This is a genomic window from Nitrospira sp. BLG_1 (assembly GCF_047338595.1).
Classification (GTDB): Bacteria; Nitrospirota; Nitrospiria; order Nitrospirales; family Nitrospiraceae; genus Nitrospira_D.
Genome location: NZ_JBLFBO010000006.1, coordinates 188,555 through 209,101, shown reverse-complemented (window position 1 = coordinate 209,101; position 20,547 = coordinate 188,555). Strand labels below are relative to the sequence as shown.

Here is a 20,547-nt window from a genome sequence, read left to right as displayed (position 1 = left end):
GTTCATCACGTTCGCATTCATCGTGGATGGCTTACGGTAATGTTAACAGGCCCTAGAAGAAGCCGCTCGTTGGGATCATCCAGAACCGCAAGTTATTTGGAAGCCACCGGCACCCCCACACTATTCACGGATAGCTTTTGCTCGCTTCTGCAGGTAGGCATTCCTGACCGCGGCGTAGAGATCCAGGGTAGACTCTTCAACACCCTGAAACTTCTCTAAATTCAGAGAACGGTCATTGACGATCTCCACCGCACGTGCCCCAATCGAAATGGCATAGGTGGCTGCTCGTTCCTCGACATCAACCACGGTTGGAATGGACTCGATATTATGCATGGTGGGGACGATGAGCCAATAAATCGGATTCAGTACGATATCCCCGCCATACCCAATCAGATCTCGAACTGTATAGGGCCCGAGCAGCGGCACCATCAGGTAGGGGCCAGGTTTGACCCCATAAAATCCTAGGGTCTGTCCCGTGTCCTCTTCCGGTGTGGTCAGGTTGAATCGTTGGGCTACGTCGAAAAATCCACCAATCCCAACAGTGGTATTAATGAGAAACCGTCCCGCCTCGATCCCTGCACCCTTGAACTTTCCCTGAAACAGGTTGTTCAGCAATCGCGGTGTCACCCGACTATTGTAGAACACGTTACTGACCCCGACTTGGACGATGTTCGGCACGACGGCGTTGTAGCCTTTGGCGACGGGTTTCAGTATCCATCGATCAAGCTGTCGGTTGAATTCGAAGAACTTCGTATTGAGCGGCTCCCAAGGATCATACTCTTCCATCCCTTCCGTATCCGGTTTGGCGAAGGGATCGAACGGCTCATCCTGAGCAGCATCGCTGCTAGCGACAGATGGCGGCGTTTGGACAGATGCATCAGCAAGCAGAATGGGTTGGGCATTCTGTCCGGGGGTGGCGATCAAAGGAGCAGGGGATCCTTTGGCTACCGCACAACCAGAAGCCAGCATCAGCACTATGGCAAGCGCAAATCTTTTTGTATCCAGTAATAGTTGGGACAGTCCACACTCGGCCAGTGGTTTCATTCTCCTACTCATCCTCCTAAAAACTGAACAAACTGATACCCTCAATATGGCGCCGCACTGTATCAAAAGCGGCGTCCCCCGCCAATCATAAATTTCTGTTGGTCTTCTCCTATATCACTATCGTGCAAGGTGGGAAGTCGCTTATGATGAGGGGAGAGGACTGTGATCGTGTTGATCGAGTGAGTGTACTGGTGATAGGAGAAATCTGATGCTCGTGCTCATTCATAAGGAGTGCGGCGGCCCTGCCCTGGAAGAGTCGCCAGTCGGAGAAGTCTGCGCGATCTCCGTCGATCGCTTTCCATTCTCCTGCTTCACCTGCCTGGAAGAGATCGTCGATGAATCCGAAGTGCGGCTATCGGAAGAACTGGGGATTTAGCCACATCCAGCCATCTCGCTGGTTCTTACGGCGTCTGACTTGTAGGGACTGATTTGGCCTTACGATAGGCTTCGTCGGCCTCGCGGAGGAGCTTCGCGCCCTCCGGCCCGTTGGTGCGCTCACCGTCTTCCTGGAGCGCATTTCCCAAGTTGTTCTGGATCTTGGCCCACAACTCCGGGAAATCCTTTTTCGAGTATACGGTACAGGCGTCTCGTAAGGCCACGGCTGCGGCGCGGAAGTGTTGATGAAGGCCCTCCTCCTCTGACCGAACCGCGATGTATCGCTGCGTGTTTCCGATATCGATCATCAGCGTTGCCCAAAGGGTCGGCATCGCTTGCTTTGACACGTATCGCAGGCCTTCCTGATAGGCGGCCAACGCCTGATCAAATTCATAATTTGCGTAATAGGCATGTCCCGCGAGACGGAAATCCTCCACGACATCTTCCGTGAGTTGGATCAGTTCGCGTTTGGCCTCGTCCAATTGAGCGGAATCGGCGATCGTAACCATGTGGCCACTGACCAGCAAGAATCCCGGTCGGTCGTGTCGTGACCCGGCCCAGGGCATGGGCGTGGGTTCAGCCGGTACTCGGAGCGTCGTCATGAATCTTCCTGCGACAGAGGGTTCATTCGGGCTCTCGGTTTTCCGGATCGTTCGGGACAAGGCTTCAATCTCGTCACTTTTCCGTTTGAGCAGGTCCAGCTTATTGATGGTGTTCTGCTGACGGCACGTGGCGGCCTGTTTGAGGTGCTTGTTATAGATGGCGGCGAGGCACTGCTTCCCTCGGTCATCGGACTGTTCGTACTGCTTGACCAACTCTTCGACCTTGGCTCTGACCTCTTGTGCCGGAAGTCCGTGGGTAGCCGCATACTCCTTCACCGCCTGCATTGGGTCGACGGCACCATCCTTGCCGGTGAGTGTGACCTGTTTCCTGAGCTTTTCCGGCAGACTTTCCAGGAATGTATCGAATTGTGCCGAGGAGAGAAATATGGGAGAGGCCTCGGGGGCGAGGATAATGTCGCTTGTGAGTTCCGGAGAGAGCTGCACTTTGCCGGCCAGGGGTGTGGCAATCGCCCAACCCTTACGCTTGACGTACAGCGCGATGGTTTGACCGATTCGAATGGCATCGGGTACCAGCACACGATAGCCTCCATCCGCTTGCGTCAGGTAAGGATTGCCGATGTTCACGATCCAGACCTGTGCGCCGGTTGCCGGCCGTTTCGTGCCTCCATGTTGCTCCAGGACTTGGCCCTGCAACCAGTTCTCGGCATGTACGAATCCGACCGACATCGGGAGCATCAGGACGAACACAATCAGGGAGGTTCGTGTGCGCATTATTCCCCCTTCTCCATTGGGAAACGCAGATCCGTGTTTCCCAAGGTGGCGTAGTTTGAGTAACTCTTGTATCCACTCTTTTGAGCCGTAAATTTAATCGAGGCTTGTCTTTGGCTGGTTACGCGAAAACGGAAGGACCCATCCCCTTCCGACGTTCGTTTCATGTCGAAATCCGGAAGGGAGATGACGACATCTGGCAGGGGCTCCCCGGTTCCTTCGTCCAACACCGTTCCTGCAAGCGGCTGCTCCAACGGCACGGCTGATGGAGGCGCTCCACCCCACTTTGCCGGCAGATCCAGGAGGAGCGTCACCGCCGTGAGAACAGCCACAGCGAGACCTGCCCAGGCCTGCCATCGCTCGACAAGCGGTTTGGCCTTCTCCGGCATCGTCGCTGTCGAGGGTGCATTGTGGATGTGGATATCGCCACCGGCCTGGTAGATGTTTCCTTGGACCGTCCATTGTTGTTGGGCGAAGACGGCCTTGGCCTGTGCCAGCACGGCAGTCTCTTCTAGCGCTGTGATGTCATGCAACTTGCCCAGGACGGGTATTCGTCTGCTCTGGTCAGCCGGCGGCGCAGCTGATAGACAAGTGGTTAGCCCCGCGACATCCTGCACTGAATACCCATGAAATGCTCTGAGCGCTACAGCGAGGGGGGTGTCGTCAAGCAGGCAAGGGATGATGGTCTTTTTGAGCGCGATGGCGGTATTCCATTCCAGCTCAACGAAATGCGAGATCGCCGAGTTCTTTGACCAGGCGAGAAGAAAGACCTCCTGATCGGCAATCGCTTCGCCCAAGACTTTAGGCCATTGCTGCCCTCCGTAGATCTTCTCTTGGTCACGCCAGATCGAAATCTCCGGCAACGACGCTCGAAGGCGGGCCGCAAGTTGTTCGATCAACGGCAGGTCTGCTCGTGAGTAGCTGAGAAAGACGCCGGGCATCCGACGGAGGCCTCCTACGTATGAAAACGCAGAGTACCATAACGCAAAGAGGAGTACCGCTCAAGGCAGTGGGGTCTTGCTGGATAGACTGAGGTGTTGACCGAGCCCGGCTCGATCGGGTCCAGACTCTCGCCGCCGACGGTGTCTGCATCTGAGCACCGTAGCCTCTATCTCATACGCTTCCCTGCCCCGACTGCGCCCTCAGTGGAAATGTTCAACAGATCCGAGTAATGTGTCCCTCAACTCAACGAGTACCGGAAAGCGATCATTGCATGTCCTCATCACGGCAACATAACAGCGGGCCTGAGTCAGACGGTCCTGAGGTTCCTGAACCCTCCCATGCCGAGCGGGCCAAGACGCTGGTGTACTTGCAGCAGACAGGGAGTCTTTCAACCCTCTCGCGCAAACAGCCAGGGTGGCCCTTTGGGTCGGTGATGCCCTATGGGTTGGATGCCGAAGGACATCCGGTCTTTCTGATCAGCACGATGGCGATGCATACGCAAAACCTCCTGGGCGATCCACGTGCCAGTTTACTGGTGACGCCACCGGAGAGCAGGGTTGATCCACTTGGGGCAGCCAGGGTCACGGTGATGGGCTCCGTGACCAAGGTGCCGAAAGAGGAGAACGCTGAGATTCGCGCCCGTTACCTGGACCGCCATGCCAACGCCTCTTACTGGGTGGACTATCAGGATTTCGGTTTCTTCCGCATGGCCATCGCGGAGATTTACTTTGTCGGTGGGTTTGGGTCGATGGGCTGGGTGACACCGGCTGACTATGTCGCGGCGGCTGTGGACCCGCTTGCAACTGCATCCCTCGATCTGATCCACGAACTCAATACGGAGCAATCGGAGACGTTGTTGCGACTGGCCCGCACGTTAGGCGATACGGAGGTGCAGCAGGCGACGGTGACCGCACTGGATCGGCTGGGGTTTCATCTTCGGCTCACTATTCCTGGCCGGATACAGGGCGGGCGTGTGGCGTTTCCCACCCCTGTGCGTAACGAATCAGAAGTCAGAGACAGCTTGGCCGGCTTGGCCGCTCAGGCGAGCGCCGGGCTCCAAGTCCTGCATTCGCTGTAGGCGGCGGGTGCACCAATTCCTGGAAGGGATCGTTTTTTTAATTAGGCAGCACATTACCAGCTAAAGTAGGGGACTATATGGCCACGAATGATAAGCAGGTTATTTTTTCACTCGTCAATGTCGGGAAGGTCTATCCGCCCAAGAGACAGGTGTTGCGGGAGATCTACCTCGGTTTCTACTACGGGGCGAAGATCGGAGTGCTGGGCTTGAACGGTTCGGGCAAGAGTTCGCTGTTGAAGATCATTGCCGGTGTGGATCCAAATTACACAGGCGAGATCACGAGATCCAAAGGCTACAGCGTCGGTCTGCTGGAACAGGAACCGCAGCTCGATCCCAACAAGACGGTCAAAGAAGTCGTCGAAGAGGGTAAGGCGGAGTTAGTGGCGCTGATCCATGAATACGAAGCCGTCAGCAACAAGATCGGCGAGGTCGGCCCGGATGAAATGGAAAAGCTGCTCGACAAGCAGGCGCAGCTGCAAGAGAAGATCGAAGCGGCGAATGGCTGGGAGCTCGAGAATCAGCTCGATATCGCGATGGATGCATTGCGCTGTCCGCCTGCCGACCAGAAAGTGGGGACCTTGTCCGGCGGAGAAAAGCGTCGAGTCGCACTCTGTCGCTTGATGATCCAAGAGCCGGACATTCTGTTACTCGACGAGCCGACGAACCACCTCGATGCGGAATCAGTGCAATGGCTCGAACAGCATCTTCAACAGTATAAGGGGACAGTCATCGCGGTGACGCACGATCGGTACTTTCTGGACAACGTCGCCGGCTGGATTTTGGAACTGGACCGAGGTCATGGGATTCCCTTCCAAGGTAATTACAGTTCCTGGTTGGAGCAGAAGAAAGACCGACTGGAGAAAGAGGAAAAGGCGGAATCGAAGCGGAAGAAAACGCTGGAACATGAGTTGGAGTGGATCCGCATGTCGCCGAAGGCGCGGCAATCCAAAGGTAAGGCGCGTCTGAACCGCTACGAAGAACTCGTCAATCAAAAGCAGGAGCAGGTGGCGGAAGATCTGGAGATCTATATCCCCCCGGGACCGCGTCTCGGTGATGTAGTCATCGAAGCCACCGGGATCAGTAAAGCTTTCGGGGACAATGTGCTCTATGAGAAGGTCAATTTCAGCCTGCCGAAAGGCGGGATCGTCGGTGTGGTCGGTCCCAATGGTGCAGGAAAGACGACCATGTTCAAGATGATTATTGGCAAAGAGAAGCCGGATGCCGGCACGATCAAGATCGGTGAGACGGTCAAGCTGGGATATGTGGATCAGGATCGAAGCCTGGACGGGAACAAAACGGTGTATGAAATCATTTCGGATGGGCAGGACACCGTCAAGCTCGGCAAAACTGAAGTCAACGCTCGCGGCTACTGTGCCCGTTTCAACTTCGCTGGGACAGATCAACAGAAAAAAGTCAAAGATCTCTCTGGCGGAGAGCGCAATCGCGTGCATTTGGCGCGTATGTTGAAGGAGGGGGCAAATTTGATCATCCTTGATGAGCCCACGAACGATCTCGATGTGAATACGCTGCGAGCACTTGAGGAAGGTCTCGAAAGTTTCGCCGGCTGCGCGGTGATCAGCAGTCACGACCGGTGGTTTCTCGACCGTCTCGCCACCCATATTCTCGCATTCGAAGGCGACAGTAAGGTGGTCTGGTTCGAGGGGAATTACAGTGAGTATGAAGCCGATCGGAAGAGACGTTTGGGTAAGGAGGCTGACCAGCCGCATCGGATTCGATATCGGAAATTGACGCGTCAATAGCTGGCGGTGAAAAATCGCATCAGCTTCATGTATCTCGATGCTCTGTGGCTCAACCCACCGGACACTCGTGCCCGGCCCCTTTGCTCGCTGGGGATTTGCCGAACAGTGTTGTCGACCATCCTTCATGAAGACACCGGGATACGGGTTGGCCTGAGATGAAGCCACTTGCCATCATCACCGGGGCAGCGGGATTAATCGGGCAGTACATTATCAAGAACGCTTCTCGATGGGCGCCTGATTGGGAGGTTCATGGCCTGAGTCGGGCTGATCTGGATCTGACGGACCAGCGGGCTGTCGAGCAGGCCTGGCGATCGCTTAAGCCGAGCGCGGTCATACACTGTGCGGCTTTGAGCCGGACGAAGGATTGCGAGCGCGACCCGCAGCAGGCTCGACGTATCAATGTCGAAGCCACGGCCTATCTGGCCGGCTGCTCCAAGGAGATCCCCTTTGTCTTCCTGTCGAGCGGTGAAGTCTTTGATGGGCAGGGTGGGTGGTATCGAGAGACGGATCACGCCAACCCGATCAATGTCTATGGCCAAACCAAGCTTGAAGCTGAACACCGAGTGTTGCAGAATCCAGGGCTTACGGTGCTGCGCATTGTGCTGACAGCGGGCGCCTCTGTGAATGGTGACAGGAGTTTTGTCGAGGATATGAGTCGCACTGCGAAGAGTGGTCACCAGATGACGCTCTATCGCGATGAGTATCGCTGCCCCTTGCCGGCAGGGGTGATCGCACGAGCGACTTGGGAATTGGTGAAGCAGGGGGCATCGGGTCTCTATCACTTGGGCGGTCGGGATCGACTCTCTCGGTGGGAGATTGGGCAGGTGCTGTTGGCCCCCTATCCGGAGCTGCGGGGGCATCTTACTGAAGGGTCTGCCGCAGGTCATACAGGAGCCCCGCGACCGCGAGATCTTTCCTTGAACTGCGACAAGCTCCAGTCGCTCTTGTCGTTTCCCATCCCAGGATTCCGTGAGTGGGTACGGGGCCGGATGCAGAAAGAGGGCGACCTGTGGGATTATGAATCAACATTGGCATAGAGGGTAGGAACAATGGGAATGCAAGATGGGATGGATGAAGCGGATCCGCTGTCGCTGGTCGTGATCGCCTATATCGCAGTCGCAATCCTGATGGTGATCTTGTGGCTGGTGCAACGGAAGACCAAAAATGCTGCTATTGGGGATGTCGGGTGGTGTGTGGGGCTGATTGCCTCGGTGTTCCTGTACATCACGCAAGCCCCTGCTGGAATTGAGCGGATCATGCTGACGGCGATGCTCGTGCTGATGTATGCCGGTCGGCTGGGGCACCACATTTATTCGCAACGCCTAGACGGGCAACCGGAGGATAATCGCTATCGGCGTTTGCGGAAGGAATGGGGTGATTCCGAGTCGGTCAACATGTTCGTCTATTTCCAATGGAAAGCCGTGTCCGTGGCGGTGTTTTCCTTTCCATTTCTCGTGGTGCTTTGGAACCCACGGGTTCCGTCATCGGTTGTGGAAATGCTCGGGCTGCTGATCTGGGGGCTCGCTGTGTCTTGGGAAGCAAAGGCTGATCGGCAGCTTGCCTACTTCCGGGCCGATCCGCGGAACCAGGGGCGTGTCTTGCGGGAGGGACTCTGGCGTTATTCACGGCATCCAAATTACTTCTTTGACTGGCTGCACTGGTGTTCGTATGTGGTGATGACTTTGGGGGCTCCCGGCTGGTTGTTTACCTGGGTGGGCCCCATCGGTATGGGGTGGTTATTGTTCAGAGTCACCGGGATTCCACGAGCGGAACGGGAAGCCCTCTCCACTCGTGGAGAAGAGTATAAAGCCTATCAGGCGACGACCAATGCCTTTTTCCCTTGGTTCCCTCGCGCAACACCTGATAGGGCGACTCAGTCCTAAAGGGAGGAGGGCTGAGTCATGTGCGTGAGCCGGTGAGCAGCGTCTCTGTTGGGTTAGCGGATCTAAGCTTTTCAACGAACTGGGCCAACCGGGTTCGGTTTGCTTCATCCATCCGGAGGATTTCCCAACCTGCAATTTGACCATCAGCCCAGCGGACCACGGCGGCATCAATCAATATGTTGTGCGGTTGGCCTCCCTCAAGAACGGTCATGTAGACGGTCGATTCGGTCCCAGGGTGAACCGGACGTTCTCCAGCCGCGCGCCAACCTACTTCCGACAGATCCCACACGATCCCGGTCGTGAGAGAACCATTACAAAAGTAGCAGAGCTGGCACCGAGCGGAAGTCCGTAATGTCTTGCGAACCGTGTAGGTCTTCATGTTTCCCCCTCCTGTCTTGGTTCGGTCATGTGCCACCCGCGCCCTCTGACAAACTTAGAGGATGAGACGAAACAGGCTATGCAACGAAAGAGGGGGATAGAGGGGGTAAAGGTAGGGTATACCCGGGCAACGCGGCGCGCTCTGTACGGAAAGCTGACGTCAAGCCCCTGCTTCGGGAGGACGACGGCTATTGTCTAGATTTTAGGTCGGCGATCCGGGCACGTGCGATTTCCCCTTCTTTACTTTCAGGATAGGCCCGAGCCAGTTCCTGGTAGATCTCCAGTGCGTGCGGAAAATTGCTTTGGCTTTCTTCGAACGCGGCGGTCTCCAGCAGCTCTTTTGCCTTGTCGGAGCAGCCGAATAGCACGGTGATGCAGAGGGCACAGAGTACGAGGCGTGCTGTCTTCATACATATCCTTTCCCACTATCGATCCGGCGTGACGCCATCGGGCTGTCAAGTGTCGTGCCAGACGCGAGTGATTCAATATGGTAGCGTGGGGGAGTAATCCCTTCACTTCGGCAGTGCGGGCAACGGCTTGGTCGTGTCAAACGTGTACGGTCGCGAAACATGAATCCACAGTCCAGGCAACTTGACGGTTCACGCAGAAATCGGCGTGACCGGTCTCGACTCACCGTTTTTACCACATGAGCCAGGTGTTCCTCTACCAGCCGTTCAGGAATGCCCAGGGCTCGAGCGAGTTGATAGCTCGTCATTGGAGCGCCGCTCAGGAGTTCGATGATGCGTTGGCGTGTGGTCTGTTCGGGAGACAGCATGGAGATATGGTAGGCATTCAAATCGGGAAAATCCAGATTCCCTAGACCGAACGAGTCGCGAATCCTCTTAAGTCTGAAGCACTTAACGGTTGCACCGCCGCAGGTATTCTGTCAAAATCCGACCCCGCACTGATTATCACATCACGATTAACTCGATGGGCCGGACAAGTCATTCGCATTCTTCAGCAATCGCTTCCGGCCCAGCGCATTATAGACGAGGAGGTTTGGGCTCATGAAGTTCCTCGCAGTTCATCCCGGTCCGCTCATGTACACCAAGATCTATCTGCGCCTGGAGCCGCTCGGCCTCGAGATGGTAGCTCAAGCGTGCCGCCAGGCGGGGCACGATGTTCGGCTGATCGATTTGCAGGCAGACACCTGGAAAGACTACGAGGCGCTGATCCGCTCCTGGAAACCCGACGCAGTCGCATTTGGCTGTAACTATTTGGCCAATGTTCCTGAGGTCGTGGATCTTGCGAAATTGACGAAGAAGGAGTTGCCGCAGGCCTTCGTCTTTGTCGGGGGACATAGCGCGTCCTTCGTGGCCAAGGATTTCTTGGAGCATGGGAATGGGGCCATTGATTGTGTCCTCAAGGGCGAAGGCGAAGTCGCCGCTCCTAAGCTGTTAGAAGCAGTGGAGCAAGACCGCAAGGCCATTACAAAGGTTCCCGGCGTTGTCACGCTCGACGGAGAAGGACCACCGGCACAATTTATCGAGAATCTCGACAACGTCCGTCCGGCACGCGACTTGTTGCGAAACCGGCATAAGTACTTCATCGGTGTCCTGGATCCCTGCGCCTCCGTCGAATTTGCGCGAGGCTGTCCCTGGGATTGTTCCTTCTGCAGCGCCTGGACGTTCTATGGCCGCAGTTATCGCATGGTCAGTCCGGAGAAAGCGGTCGAGGAATTGGAGCAGGTGCAAGAGCCAGGTATCTTCCTGGTCGACGACGTCGCCTTCATTCAAGGCAAGCAGGGCATGGAGATCGGTGAAGCGGTCGCGCGGCGCGGCATCAAGAAACAGTACTACATGGAAACACGGGGTGACGTGCTCCTGCGCAATAAGGAAGTCTTCCAATTCTGGAAAACGCTCGGACTGCAGTACATGTTCTTGGGCGTCGAGGCCATCGATGCTGAAGGCCTTAAGATGCACCGGAAACGTATTTCATTGGGGCGGAACTTCGAGGCGCTTGAATTCGCCCGCTCCCTTGGCATTACCGTGGCCATCAATTTGATCGCAGACCCTGACTGGGATCGGGAACGGTTCGAAGTCGTGCGGCAATGGTGCCTGGACATTCCGGAGATTGTAAACATCAGCGTCAATACGCCGTATCCCGGTACCGAGAGCTGGGTGACGGAATCTCGCAAGATGCACACCCGGGATTACCGCCTGTTCGACATTCAGCATGCCGTCATGCCGACCAAAATGCCGCTGCCGGAATTTTATGCGGAGCTGGTCAAGACACAACAGGTCTTGAACAAGAAGCACCTGGGTTGGGCCGCGCTGAAAGGGACGGCGAAGATTGCGGCCGGGCATTTGATGCGAGGACAGACGAATTTCATCAAGATGCTATGGAAGTTCAACAGCGTCTACAATCCCGAGCTGCAATTGGCGGATCACCGCCGACCGGTGGTCTACGAGATGACCCCGCCACCGGAGCACAAAGAAAAGGTCGATGCGAAACAGCTGTACATCCTACCAGCCAAAGGCCGCCAGGGCCGGAACATCGACGATGCAACGGAAACCTTCGTCGACGAGACTCGCATGGGCACCACGGCCGTCTGACACCTCTAGACCAGGTGGGTGGTTGAGGGTGGACTGTGAAGTGTTGAAATTAGGCGCAGGACTCGCCGAAATTCATCACGTGCCCGGAGTAAGCAGGACACCTCAGACAACTGTTATTTGGGTGGGGAGTTTTGATCATCCGCTTCTCTTAGAGTAAAGACGGTCTGGTCCTCACAGTGGTCGCCGCAATTCCCTCTGAGCACTTTCTTCGCTACCACGCCGTTCTGGCCGACGTAGGTCCAGCCCGTGAGTCGATTGACCTCGTCCGCGCCGCGAGCGACGGCGTACATCGGGTAAAAGAACGGGTACGGCTCTGGTTCGCGAGGGACACATCGGTGCTGCACCATGGCCCAAGGTCGTATGGTCTCGTTCGTCGGATGAATTAGGTAGTGCAACTCAATGTCGGCGGAACCGGTCTGGTGGCTGGCGCTGTCGGTGCCTTCGGAGAGCTTGATGGATATTCCAGCCACATCAAGCCGTGTCGTGCCATGGCCCATGACGAGATTCGAGCAGGGGTCTCTGTTTGGCGGTGGACCGGTCTGATAGCCCAGCATGCCGCTCCCGCGATACCAGTCTTCTTTTCCCTCGACCGACGTCAGAGTGATCTTTGCGGCTGCGACGGACTCGACCGGTTCCGTGGGCTCACGTGAGATGATCCTTGATTGAAACTCCAGGACATACGCCGCATCCATCACGACTTCCCATTCCCTATCCTTCGCTGCCGCCACGCCTGCTCGCGAAACCGCGCCGACAGTAAATCCGCTATGCTTCACGCGTGTTGTCGGGGCTTGATAGGTAAACGTCACCGGCTTGTTTGGCTGCGACTGATCCTCCCTCGGTGATACACGGCCATTGCCCTCCGTTGGCCGTTCTTTTGCCTCTTTAAACTTTGCGGATACAAGCGCTTGCTCCTTCTTGGTGCGTAATTCTGTCTTCACTGCGACCGACTCGTTCGGCCCGAGCTTCTTTGTCTTTGTGGCGGGGTTGAATAGGATCTCCACGCAAGTGTTGGGTGTCGTCCATTGGAGTTCGGCATCCAAGTATATAGGACCAGAAAACAATGCCACGGCCAGCGTCAACATGCTCATGGCGTCACCGGTGGCTGTGTTAGCCAAGGCAGAGTCCCATTCGGAAACCGACCAATTAGAGAACCTAGATGGCATGCCTCCCATCCGTCGATCGGGCATGAATTGGACATGCTGCCGCTGATGCGCGAACCTAGTCGGCGTATTCGTCCCTCCCCGCCCGATCACCAATATCGCATCAAGATCGACGTATTGCAGCATGGCATCATCGCCGACGCGGCCCTTCAACGTAGCGTGAATACTCCGGGCGTTGTACTCCGTTCGCACGCCATTGGAATAGTTAGTCGTCTGGTCCACTACGAGCGTAAATTCATAGTCCCCCTCGACGGCATAGGCTCCCTCCTCACCTGAATCGGGTGAAGGACATTTCTTGGCATAGCCGCCATTGATGAGCGAGAAGGCTTTGCGATCACCGGCTGTACCGGGTGAGTTTCCCTCCTCAACTCTCCATTCCCGTGACTTCCTGCCAACTGTATCGGGAGGGATGGGGATGTTCACTGAGCCCTTCGTGACGGTATACCCCTCCCGTTCACCTCCTGACGGCGTGGCTTGCGCAAGTTGAAACGAGCTGTTGGATGGCCCTGTAGTTAAGATGCGGCGAGGTGCGCGAAGAGGCTCGCCAAGGCTACTCTTCCGCCCGGTTGCTGGTGAGGGGCAATCGGCGACGGTCGGACCGAGTTGTGCCTTGAAATTGTCAAATAGTTGCTGATCTAAGGATCGCGCAACCGACTCGGCCTGTGGGCCAAGCAATTGATTGAACGACTCTCCTTCCTTTCCGGTAAACAGCTGTGCACTGCCAAGGCCTTGGACGATTTTCGTCAAGGCATCGCACGGGCTTTTGACGTTGTTGAATAACTGCAGCGACTGCGGACTAACCGGTACCTTCTTCCATTCGCCCTTTTCATTCGGTCCTGGTTCGAGCGGAGGCAACTGAATTGGCGGGGGGCCTGGTTCTACCGGTTTCGCAACCGACGTAGCTGGCCCACTGGGTAGCACAGCCGGCGTCGTATAGGCTTTCTTGGGATCATACTCCGGTGGATTCGACGACGGCAGATGTTTGTCGCCGCCGCAACCGGCTAAAAGGATCGTGCCAAGGAGCAACAGAAGAGGGTTGGCTGGCATTCGCGGTCTCCTGGTGAGGGACCAACGACTGGAATGGCTGCCATGCTAGCCCAGGCGCTTGGGTTCTTCAAGCAGGATTGGGGAATACCTTCTATTTTCAAGACTGCCTGGCGTTGCTATTCAACCTGACACTGCGTACAATCCCGTTGGTTTTGTCGTGAGGTGTCGATGCGATACCTGGGACTTTCCCTTCTCTTCCTCTTTCCGCTCACGGCCTACGCCGGTAATATCAAAGACACGGATCTCATCTCCAGTAACAACTTCTTTCTGCCGCCCAGCACAGAGAAAACAGTCTTTATCCAGGCTCGGAATTCCTCTGATAACCAAGAGGTCTCGTTTCACGATCTGAGTGCCAGGATAAGCGCAAAGGGGTATCAAGTCGTCAACGATCCGGATCGCGCGCACTACGTCGTCCTAGCAAACATCGTCTATTGCAACAGCACGAAGCCGGAGATGCCGGTCGAGGCCATGGTGGCGAGCGGATACGGGTCTGCGTTCAACTCCGCGCTGGGCGCTATGCAGGGATTGACCAGCATGGCCAGCATGGCGGGGCCCTATGGGGCGATGGGTGGCGCAGCGGCGTCGATGGGCTTGAGTGCGATCCAAGGTATCGGAGATCTGTTTAGTTCGTCCTCATCGGCTCCCAAAATGCCGGACGACGTGAACTATGCCTGCGTGGCGGATGTCCAGATCACCGAACAGGCGACCGGGCAGCTGCCCAGCGGAATGAAGACGGGTTCGGGACAGGAGGCCGGTGTCTATCAGACCAGGCTGGCTGCCGATGTGCACCAAAAGAAATTGGATGAGGCTGAAGCAACACCGCTGCTGCAACAGAAACTGAGCGCTGCTGTGGCGGGAAACTTTTAATACGGTGAAGCGTCGACCGTGAAGCGTATCTAGGTGGATGAGACATCACATGAAGGGCTAGTGACCATGCGTTTCACGCTTCACGCCTCACGCTTCACGAGGCCGCTCTTATTGTTTTTCATATGCGGCCTGGTCACCGGTTGTTCCAACGTGATCCGTTCCGGCCTCATGAACAGCAACACGATCTTCCTCGATCCTAATACCACCAGGACTGTCTATACCCAACTTCGAAACACGTCTGAAAACCAGCTGGTGACGTTGAACGAGGTGAGCAACAAGCTGACGACAAAGGGGTATCAAGTCGTTCAGGATCCGGAGCAGGCAAATTACTGGATCCAGGCCAAGGTCATCTATTGCCACAAGGCAGCTGATGCGGTGACGCCGGAGGCGGTGGCCGAAGCCGGCCCCGGTGCCGGTATCAGCAGCGGCGGCACCTCAATGATGAGCGCTCGAGGGGATGAGTCTGGCATGGGCATGGCGGGGATGCCGAACATGGGTGCCATGATGAGGCAGGCCATGGCGATGAGCGGTGGACGAGGAGGATTCGGCGGTATGGCCGGGTTTCCGGGCATGCAGCCACCACCCAAGGAAGATGGCGTGATCTATCTCTGCGTGGCAGACGTCCAAATCACGGACCGAAAGATCGGCAAATCAATCGGTCGACCGACCGGTGGCCAGTCGTCAGGCGGTGAGAAGGTGCAACAGATGAGAATGGTCGGCCATGTGCGGCAAAAAAGTATAGACATTCCCGAAGCCACCCCGATCGTCCAAGAGAAAATCGCCACCGGCATCGCCGGACTATTTTAGCTCCGTCGAATAGAAACGTGTTAATAATCCCTCGGCCACGAGTCTCAGCAACAGGTTGTTGAATCGATACCGGTTGGCGTATCGCCCGCCAACACGTATTGCGTGTTACACGGGTAGCGATGGGCAGATCCGACTCTTATGCGGATCGGCCTAAACATAGTTGGCCGTCAAAAGAACTGGTGTCGCAATGACTACTGACGAGAAGGAAACTCTGCTAAACGCCATTCGTAAAGCTGCGGGGTCCAACGGTAGCACACGGTTGACGCGTCAGAATTTTCTCAAGGCGTCAGGTCTGAAGCTAGCTGATCTGTTCCGTCATTTTCCGAAATGGTCTGACGCGCTCGCTGCTGCTGGTATCAGCGTAGATCCATACAATCAAAGAATTCCGCCTGACGATCTTATGGACGACTGGGGCCAAATCACTCGGAGTAAGGGGCGCATACCTACGCGCAACGAATATAAGCTCGAAGGTAGCTTTAGTCCGGGGGTATTCGATCGAAATTTCGGGCCGTGGTCCAAGATCCCAGAATCATTTCGGGCATTCGCTTTGCCAAAGCCAGAGTGGTCAGACGTTGTGGCACTGCTTCCTGCGAACACAGAACCGTTATCGCCGACACCTGGTCAAACGGCACAATGCCCAAGTGCACGGCCCTCGACAATTCCGCGCAGCCCACGCCTTGCTGATCGGCCCACGTATGGTGATCCAATCGATTTTCGGGGCTTGCGACACGAACCGGTCAATGAAGACGGCGTCGTGTTTCTCTTTGGGATGGTCGCGCGTGAACTTGGATTCCTTGTGGAGGCTGTGCAGGCAGGTTTTCCAGATTGTGAAGCCAAGCGTCAAATCGCTCCAGGAAAGTGGCAGCGTGTTCGCATCGAGTTTGAGTTCGAGAGCCGCAACTTCCGCGAGCATGGGCATCCAACAGAGGGTTGCGACATCATCGTATGTTGGAGGCACAATTGGCCGGAATGCCCAGCCGATCTAGAAGTTGTTGAACTCGCATCGTTGATTCCCACACTTCCTGATACCGATGAGTAAATCGATTGCTAGCAACGGCATGCATAGCGACGCGCCGCAAGGTGGCCGGGCACATGATCACCATCTTTGTAGGAGGCAGCGAGGTCATGAGTGTTCAACCCTATATCTTGAGGCCGGATCAGCGTGAGCCAGCCTTGAACGTGGTTGGAACGAAGGTCACGGTGTTGGCGTCAAACGAAGCCACACAGAGCTACGGGATCACCTTGCAGCAGGGCGAAGAGGGAACAGGCCCGCCGCCGCATAGTCACGATTGGGACGAGGCGTTCTACGTCCTGAAAGGCGAGATTCACTTCCTCTGCGACGGGAAAGACTACTCATGCACTACCGGGACGCTCGTGCATGTTCCGAGAGGCACCGTGCATGGCTTTCGCTATGGGAAAGGCGGTGGTCAGATGCTTGAGATTACAGGAGCGGGTGCACTAGCAGCGCAGATGTTCACGGCCATCGACAAGGAGATTCCTCTCGGACCACCGGATGTTCCCAAGCTGCTGGATGTGCTCAAGCGCAATGGAGTCACCGTTGCGGGGTGACCAGCAACGCAGGCATAGCGGACGCATGCGCCAGTATCGCAGGTTGTTTTGATTCGACCTATCTCACTCGGACAGGTTCACCGTTTTACTCGCCACCTGTTATACTGACCCATCCCTTCACTTAATTCGAGAGTCATTGCTATGAGCTCTCCGACCTGGGATGAATTCGCCGAGCTTGCACTGAAACGGATTACGGCCTCCGGTGCCGAGTACGGCGATATCCGCATTCAAGACAGCCAAACAGAACAGATCGAAGGCGAAGATCGTCGAATTGCGTTGATTCGAGATACCCGGGACATCGGCCTTGGGGTGCGCGTGCTCTATCACGGAGCCTGGGGGTTCGCGGCCAGTTCAATCCTGTCGTTGGAAGAAGTCCCGCGGGTAGCGGATCTGGCCGTGGAGATTGCCAAGGGGTCTGCCTCCGTCGCGCTTGAAAAGGTGAGATTAGCTCAGGAACCAGTCCACCGTGACCGTGTCGTCACGCCCTATCGCATCGATCCCTTCAGCGTGGCACTGGAGAAAAAAACCGACTTGCTTCTCACCACGATGGAGACGCTCCATCGACAATCAGGTGTCGTGCGAAGCAGTGCGAGCTTGTGGGCGCGCCGAGATCACAAGCTGTTCGTGTCCACAGAGGGGACTCATTTAGAGTTCGATCTGCTGGCTGGACAAGGCGACTGTACGGCGACGGCGTTGCACGAGGGCCGGTTCGCTTCACGTAGCTTCAATACACCACATCTGCGCCAAGGCTATGAATTGATCGAGGACGCTGATCTGCAACGAGAAGCGGCGCGGGTCGCCGCTCAAGCGATGGAAAAGGTGAAGGCTCCAGCGGTGGATGCCGGACAGTATGATCTCGTTCTAGACCCCGAGCATCTCTCGCTGACGATCCATGAGTCTTGTGGCCATCCGAGTGAACTAGATCGAGCACTCGGGTACGAAGCCAATTACGCCGGCACCAGTTTTTTAACGACGGAGAAGCTCGGGAGCTTTCGCTACGGTTCCTCGCATGTGAATCTGGTTGCCGATAACACCGAATCGGAGACGCTCGCTGCCACCGGGTACGACGACGACGGAGTCTCGTGCCAGAAATGGGACGTCATTCGAGACGGGATTTTCGTCGGGTACTGTACCAACCGAGAAGTTGCACCGAAGATCGGCGCGACCCGTTCACGTGGGTCCAACCGCGCTGATGGATGGGGCAGTGTCCCTATCGTCCGCATCGCCAACATCGGGCTTGAGCCAGGCTCGGCCACGGTTGACCAGCTCATCGCCGACGTGAAACGCGGGATCTACATCGAAGGCCACGGGTCCTACAGCATCGACCAGCGACGGTACAATTTCCAGTTCGGTGGGGACGCGTTCTGGCTGATTGAACATGGTCGACGAACCCATATGCTCCGGGACGTGATCTACCACGGCATCACGCCGGAGTTTTGGAAGAGCTGCGACGGCGTCGCTGATCGATCGGCTCGTCGTCGGTACGGGTTCATCACGTGTGGCAAAGGACAGCCGGGCCAGTCGGGTTGGATGACCCATGCCGCATCAACGGCAAGGTTTCGACAGGTGCAGGTGATCAGAGGGGAAGGACAGTCATGACCGCCGCGAGCGGGAAGTCTTGGCCGCACATGACGAGTCGCGAGGAGTTTCGCTTTCTCAGTGATCTCGTGTTTACACGCTCGTCTGCCGATCAGACGATGGTCCGTCTTCATGACCACCATGCCGGAACGACGCGATTTGCCAACAATCAGGTCGTGCAAAATGTCGATACGAGACGAGGACTACTCTCCGTGAGCGTTGCATTCGATGGGCGGCATGGAACGGCAAGTACAACGGATTTCACGGCTGGTGCGATCCAGGACGCCGTGACTCGTGCCGAGCGGATTGCGAAAGTTTCTCCGGTCGATCCGGAATACCTCCCCCCGCCGGATCCCTGCGCATTCCCTATGCGAGCGACGGTAAAATCTGAGACTGTCGGGGCAGGACCAGCCCGCCGGCTGGAGTACACCAACGAAGCGATCAGTCAGTGCCGGATGGAAAATCTGATGGCGGCCGGCGTGGTGTCGTCCTCAATGACGGCGGTCGGGATTGCTGCGAGCAATGGACTCTTCGGCTATGAGCATCGGGGGGATGCCAGGTTTAGCCTGACGGTGCAAGCCGGAGACGCAACAGGATGGAGTGCAGCCGCACACCGATCGATTGATCACTTAAAGGTGCAGGAGAGAACGTTAGCAGCCATTAAGAAAGCCAAGTCAGGCCGTGATGTGCAGGAACTCTCAGCAGGGACGTATCCGGTGATCCTTGAGCCGGCGGCTGTGGCCGGCCTGTGGGCGTGGCTGATCTGGTCGCTCGATGCCAAATCTTATACCAAGGGAACCAGCCCAGTCGCGGGGAAGCTGGGACGCCACATCGTGGATGAACGACTGAGTCTCCGGAATAGTCCGGATCATCCCGATCTGCTGGGAGAAGGATTTACTCCAGATGGTTTACCGAGCATTGCCTCGGTTTGGGTTGATCACGGAGTCTTACGACAGTTAGCTCATAACCGGTTTACGGCCAAGACTGATGGACTGGATCCCATCCCCACACTGGAGGCCCCGGCCTTGTCCGTAGAGGGACTCCCGGTGGCCTCAATTCAGGACCTCGTGAAGAGTGCCGAGCGCGCGATTCTAGTCACGAATTTTTGGTACATCCGGCCCGTGAACGATCGCAATCTAGTATTGACCGGTATGACCAGGGACGGAACCTTCCTTGTGGAGAAGGGGGAGGTGGTATCGGCGGTGAAGAACTTCCGCTTTCATGAAAGCCCGCTTACGGCATTTCAGCAAGTTGAGGCCTGGACGCGTCCGATGGAAGCGGTGAACTCGGAAACAGGAAAAATGCTCGTTCCGGCCATGGCCCTACCACGGTTTACCTTTTCCAGCGTGACCCGGTTTTAGTTAATCAGTTAAGAATCCGAATATATTCGTATCGTTGCTGAATAAAAAGGTTGACTCTTGAGTCGATGAGGAGTAGGTACATTAATTGTAGCTGAATAGGTCCGAAAGAAGGGATCCGCCAGATGCCCCCCCGTTTTAATAAAGAACCCATCAACTTGATCCATCGGATTCCGTCTCAGAAGCAAATCGATGAGGCACGTCCAGTGCCTCCGGCCTATGGCCAGGTTCTGCTTCAAGCAGGGGCGATCTGTCTCAGCAAAGTCCGTAATTTCTTTTCCAATGTGGTGCAATATGTGGGGGAGACTTCTGCTCGAGTCAGGAGAAAGCCGCTTGCCCTTCCGGATTGGACAAAAGAACGGTTTGAGACGATTGAACGCGTTGGTAGGCAAGGTGCGGGGCACGTAAAGGTGGTCGAGGAGCACACGCAAGTAGCCGCCACGTCATTGGCACCAAACGTCACGATTCTCCAAACTCCGACTCCTGTTCAGTCAGGAGAAGTCGCGGACCTCCGGGCCTGTTTGGTCGGACAACAGGATGAGATTGCCCGGTTGACGTCGCATATTCAAGAGTTGACTTCGTTGGTGAGTGCCCAACAACAGGTCCTTGTGCATTTAGGGAAAGAGCTTGAAACGGGAGAGTTTTCAGCCACATCCAACGGGACGGCGGCTGCGACCGTGAAGAGAAACCGTGTTGTTCGGAAGAAGCCGACCGTCGGTGAAGCGCAGACTCACCCGCAAGGGAATGATCATCCATTTCCCCCTCAGGACACCGAAGGCCCGTCGCTCAACATCTAGCTGGTTCACTCAGCACCG

At 56.2% G+C, this 20,547-nt stretch carries 20 protein-coding genes; 13 read left to right on the top strand and 7 right to left on the bottom strand.

The window, feature by feature from the left end; translation table 11 throughout:
* Window positions 1-120 precede the first annotated feature (120 nt).
* Window positions 121-1,044 (bottom strand): VacJ family lipoprotein, encoded by a 924-nt coding sequence (locus ACMTNU_RS08675; protein ID WP_413934837.1) that lies wholly within the window; start codon window positions 1,042-1,044, stop codon window positions 121-123.
* 208 nt (window positions 1,045-1,252) lie between these two features.
* On the opposite strand from ACMTNU_RS08675, the gene ACMTNU_RS08670 reads away from it, so the two are divergent.
* Window positions 1,253-1,420, top strand: a complete 168-nt coding sequence (locus ACMTNU_RS08670) for a hypothetical protein (protein ID WP_413934836.1) — start codon at window positions 1,253-1,255, stop codon at window positions 1,418-1,420.
* Window positions 1,421-1,445: 25 nt separating this feature from the next.
* On the opposite strand, the gene ACMTNU_RS08665 is transcribed toward ACMTNU_RS08670, so the two are convergent.
* Window positions 1,446-2,753, bottom strand: a complete 1,308-nt coding sequence (locus ACMTNU_RS08665; protein ID WP_413934835.1) for a hypothetical protein — start codon at window positions 2,751-2,753, stop codon at window positions 1,446-1,448.
* Window positions 2,753-3,691 carry a TIR domain-containing protein gene (locus tag ACMTNU_RS08660; protein ID WP_413934834.1) on the bottom strand — a complete coding sequence of 313 codons (939 nt, stop codon included), beginning with the start codon at window positions 3,689-3,691 and terminating at the stop codon, window positions 2,753-2,755. The genes ACMTNU_RS08665 and ACMTNU_RS08660 overlap by 1 nt, the downstream gene beginning before the upstream one ends.
* 272 nt (window positions 3,692-3,963) lie before the next feature.
* On the opposite strand from ACMTNU_RS08660, the gene ACMTNU_RS08655 reads away from it, so the two are divergent.
* The 4 genes from ACMTNU_RS08655 to ACMTNU_RS08640 all read left to right on the top strand — a co-directional run bounded on the left by ACMTNU_RS08655 (window position 3,964) and on the right by ACMTNU_RS08640 (window position 8,413).
* Window positions 3,964-4,770 carry a HugZ family protein gene (locus ACMTNU_RS08655; protein WP_413934833.1) on the top strand — a complete coding sequence of 269 codons (807 nt, stop codon included), beginning with the start codon at window positions 3,964-3,966 and terminating at the stop codon, window positions 4,768-4,770.
* Between the two features lie 77 nt (window positions 4,771-4,847).
* Entirely contained in the window at window positions 4,848-6,530 is a 1,683-nt protein-coding gene (gene ettA / locus ACMTNU_RS08650) for an energy-dependent translational throttle protein EttA (protein WP_413934832.1), read from the top strand.
* Between the two features lie 155 nt (window positions 6,531-6,685).
* Entirely contained in the window at window positions 6,686-7,567 is an 882-nt protein-coding gene (locus tag ACMTNU_RS08645) for an SDR family oxidoreductase (protein ID WP_413934831.1), read from the top strand.
* A 12-nt stretch (window positions 7,568-7,579) separates the two neighbouring features.
* Complete coding sequence (locus ACMTNU_RS08640; RefSeq protein ID WP_413934830.1) at window positions 7,580-8,413, top strand: DUF1295 domain-containing protein; 834 nt, start codon at window positions 7,580-7,582, stop codon at window positions 8,411-8,413.
* 16 nt (window positions 8,414-8,429) lie between these two features.
* Here the strand turns inward: ACMTNU_RS08640 and ACMTNU_RS08635 are convergent, their stop codons facing one another.
* The 3 genes from ACMTNU_RS08635 to ACMTNU_RS08625 all read right to left on the bottom strand — a co-directional run bounded on the left by ACMTNU_RS08635 (window position 8,430) and on the right by ACMTNU_RS08625 (window position 9,587).
* Window positions 8,430-8,792 (bottom strand): PilZ domain-containing protein, encoded by a 363-nt coding sequence (locus ACMTNU_RS08635; RefSeq protein ID WP_413934829.1) that lies wholly within the window; start codon window positions 8,790-8,792, stop codon window positions 8,430-8,432.
* 187 nt (window positions 8,793-8,979) lie between these two features.
* Window positions 8,980-9,201, bottom strand: coding sequence for a hypothetical protein (locus tag ACMTNU_RS08630; RefSeq protein ID WP_413934828.1), 222 nt, complete (start codon window positions 9,199-9,201; stop codon window positions 8,980-8,982).
* Entirely contained in the window at window positions 9,198-9,587 is a 390-nt protein-coding gene (locus ACMTNU_RS08625; protein ID WP_413934827.1) for a transcriptional regulator, read from the bottom strand. Before ACMTNU_RS08625 ends, ACMTNU_RS08630 begins: the two co-directional genes overlap by 4 nt.
* Window positions 9,588-9,798: 211 nt before the next feature.
* Here ACMTNU_RS08625 and hpnR point away from each other — a divergent pair, with 211 nt between their 5' ends.
* Window positions 9,799-11,346 carry a hopanoid C-3 methylase HpnR gene (gene hpnR, locus ACMTNU_RS08620; RefSeq protein ID WP_413934826.1) on the top strand — a complete coding sequence of 516 codons (1,548 nt, stop codon included), beginning with the start codon at window positions 9,799-9,801 and terminating at the stop codon, window positions 11,344-11,346.
* Window positions 11,347-11,459: 113 nt separating this feature from the next.
* Here hpnR and ACMTNU_RS08615 read toward each other — a convergent pair whose 3' ends face one another.
* Window positions 11,460-13,553 carry a hypothetical protein gene (locus ACMTNU_RS08615; protein WP_413934825.1) on the bottom strand — a complete coding sequence of 698 codons (2,094 nt, stop codon included), beginning with the start codon at window positions 13,551-13,553 and terminating at the stop codon, window positions 11,460-11,462.
* Window positions 13,554-13,721: 168 nt separating this feature from the next.
* On the opposite strand from ACMTNU_RS08615, the gene traT (ACMTNU_RS08610) reads away from it, so the two are divergent.
* The 7 genes from traT (ACMTNU_RS08610) (at window position 13,722) to ACMTNU_RS08580 (ending at window position 20,529) form a co-directional block, all read left to right on the top strand.
* Window positions 13,722-14,420, top strand: coding sequence for a complement resistance protein TraT (traT, locus tag ACMTNU_RS08610; protein WP_413934824.1), 699 nt, complete (start codon window positions 13,722-13,724; stop codon window positions 14,418-14,420).
* A gap of 66 nt (window positions 14,421-14,486) precedes the next feature.
* The gene (gene traT, locus ACMTNU_RS08605) at window positions 14,487-15,227 is read left to right on the top strand and encodes a complement resistance protein TraT (RefSeq protein ID WP_413934823.1); all 741 of its coding nucleotides are present in this window, start codon (window positions 14,487-14,489) and stop codon (window positions 15,225-15,227) included.
* Between the two features lie 160 nt (window positions 15,228-15,387).
* The gene (locus ACMTNU_RS08600; protein WP_413934822.1) at window positions 15,388-16,266 is read left to right on the top strand and encodes a hypothetical protein; all 879 of its coding nucleotides are present in this window, start codon (window positions 15,388-15,390) and stop codon (window positions 16,264-16,266) included.
* Window positions 16,267-16,319: 53 nt separating this feature from the next.
* Entirely contained in the window at window positions 16,320-16,796 is a 477-nt protein-coding gene (locus ACMTNU_RS08595; RefSeq protein ID WP_413934821.1) for a cupin domain-containing protein, read from the top strand.
* A gap of 141 nt (window positions 16,797-16,937) precedes the next feature.
* Window positions 16,938-18,395, top strand: coding sequence for a TldD/PmbA family protein (locus ACMTNU_RS08590; protein ID WP_413934820.1), 1,458 nt, complete (start codon window positions 16,938-16,940; stop codon window positions 18,393-18,395).
* On the top strand, window positions 18,392-19,735 hold the full coding sequence (locus ACMTNU_RS08585) for a TldD/PmbA family protein (protein ID WP_413934819.1): 1,344 nt from the start codon (window positions 18,392-18,394) through the stop codon (window positions 19,733-19,735). The genes ACMTNU_RS08590 and ACMTNU_RS08585 overlap by 4 nt, the downstream gene beginning before the upstream one ends.
* A gap of 122 nt (window positions 19,736-19,857) precedes the next feature.
* Window positions 19,858-20,529 carry a hypothetical protein gene (locus ACMTNU_RS08580; RefSeq protein ID WP_413934818.1) on the top strand — a complete coding sequence of 224 codons (672 nt, stop codon included), beginning with the start codon at window positions 19,858-19,860 and terminating at the stop codon, window positions 20,527-20,529.
* Window positions 20,530-20,547: the final 18 nt, after the last annotated feature.

What these genes read in the sequence shown, in the direction of transcription:
- ACMTNU_RS08675 (WP_413934837.1), bottom strand. Translation starts at nt 1,044, where the DNA reads ATGAAACCACTGGCCGAGTGTGGACTGTCCCAACTATTACTGGATACA.
- ACMTNU_RS08670 (WP_413934836.1), top strand. Translation starts at nt 1,253, where the DNA reads ATGCTCGTGCTCATTCATAAGGAGTGCGGCGGCCCTGCCCTGGAAGAG.
- ACMTNU_RS08665 (WP_413934835.1), bottom strand. Translation starts at nt 2,753, where the DNA reads ATGCGCACACGAACCTCCCTGATTGTGTTCGTCCTGATGCTCCCGATG.
- ACMTNU_RS08660 (WP_413934834.1), bottom strand. Translation starts at nt 3,691, where the DNA reads ATGCCCGGCGTCTTTCTCAGCTACTCACGAGCAGACCTGCCGTTGATC.
- ACMTNU_RS08655 (WP_413934833.1), top strand. Translation starts at nt 3,964, where the DNA reads ATGTCCTCATCACGGCAACATAACAGCGGGCCTGAGTCAGACGGTCCT.
- ettA (WP_413934832.1), top strand. Translation starts at nt 4,848, where the DNA reads ATGGCCACGAATGATAAGCAGGTTATTTTTTCACTCGTCAATGTCGGG.
- ACMTNU_RS08645 (WP_413934831.1), top strand. Translation starts at nt 6,686, where the DNA reads ATGAAGCCACTTGCCATCATCACCGGGGCAGCGGGATTAATCGGGCAG.
- ACMTNU_RS08640 (WP_413934830.1), top strand. Translation starts at nt 7,580, where the DNA reads ATGGGAATGCAAGATGGGATGGATGAAGCGGATCCGCTGTCGCTGGTC.
- ACMTNU_RS08635 (WP_413934829.1), bottom strand. Translation starts at nt 8,792, where the DNA reads ATGAAGACCTACACGGTTCGCAAGACATTACGGACTTCCGCTCGGTGC.
- ACMTNU_RS08630 (WP_413934828.1), bottom strand. Translation starts at nt 9,201, where the DNA reads ATGAAGACAGCACGCCTCGTACTCTGTGCCCTCTGCATCACCGTGCTA.
- hpnR (WP_413934826.1), top strand. Translation starts at nt 9,799, where the DNA reads ATGAAGTTCCTCGCAGTTCATCCCGGTCCGCTCATGTACACCAAGATC.
- ACMTNU_RS08615 (WP_413934825.1), bottom strand. Translation starts at nt 13,553, where the DNA reads ATGCCAGCCAACCCTCTTCTGTTGCTCCTTGGCACGATCCTTTTAGCC.
- traT (WP_413934824.1), top strand. Translation starts at nt 13,722, where the DNA reads ATGCGATACCTGGGACTTTCCCTTCTCTTCCTCTTTCCGCTCACGGCC.
- traT (WP_413934823.1), top strand. Translation starts at nt 14,487, where the DNA reads ATGCGTTTCACGCTTCACGCCTCACGCTTCACGAGGCCGCTCTTATTG.
- ACMTNU_RS08595 (WP_413934821.1), top strand. Translation starts at nt 16,320, where the DNA reads ATGATCACCATCTTTGTAGGAGGCAGCGAGGTCATGAGTGTTCAACCC.
- ACMTNU_RS08590 (WP_413934820.1), top strand. Translation starts at nt 16,938, where the DNA reads ATGAGCTCTCCGACCTGGGATGAATTCGCCGAGCTTGCACTGAAACGG.
- ACMTNU_RS08585 (WP_413934819.1), top strand. Translation starts at nt 18,392, where the DNA reads ATGACCGCCGCGAGCGGGAAGTCTTGGCCGCACATGACGAGTCGCGAG.
- ACMTNU_RS08580 (WP_413934818.1), top strand. Translation starts at nt 19,858, where the DNA reads ATGCCCCCCCGTTTTAATAAAGAACCCATCAACTTGATCCATCGGATT.